The organism is Streptomyces sp. ADMS, assembly GCF_033441795.1.
Lineage (GTDB): Bacteria > Actinomycetota > Actinomycetes > Streptomycetales > Streptomycetaceae > Streptomyces.
Window position 1 is genome coordinate 1 of record NZ_JAVFVX010000411.1, and the last position, 491, is coordinate 491.

At 67.4% G+C, this 491-nt stretch carries 1 protein-coding gene; it reads right to left on the bottom strand.

From position 1 onward, the window contains the following. Nucleotides 1-491: tetratricopeptide repeat protein (locus RB628_RS41315; protein ID WP_318325760.1), on the bottom strand; the 491-nt coding region annotated here is incomplete at both ends.

Consider the following 491-nt stretch of genomic DNA (forward strand, 5'->3'; position numbering starts at 1 on the left):
TGCGGGAGGCCAGCGTGTGTGGGTGGTCTTCGCCCATCACCCGCACCCGGTCGGCGAGGGACTGCTCGTACAACTCGATCGCCCGGCCCAGGTCCCCCGCCGACTCGTAGGCGCCAGCGAGGTTGTTGCGAAAGACCAGAGTGTGTGGGTGGTCTTCGCCCAGCACCCGCACCATGTCGGTCAGGGTCTGCTCGTACAACTCGATCGCCCGGCTCAGATCTCCCATTGTGTAGTAGGCGCCGGCGAGGTTGTTGCGGGAGACCAGAGTGTCGGGGTGGTCCTCGCCCAGCACCCGCACCCGGTCGGTCAGGATCTGCTCGTACAACTCGATCGCCCGGCCCAGGTCCCCCGCCGACTCGTAGGTGCTGGCGAGGTTGTTGCGGGAGGCCAGAGTGCCGGGGTGGTCCTCGCCCAGCACCCGCACCCGGTCCTTCAAAGTCTGCTCGTACAACTCGATCGCCCGGCCCAGGTCCCCCACCGACTTGTAGGCG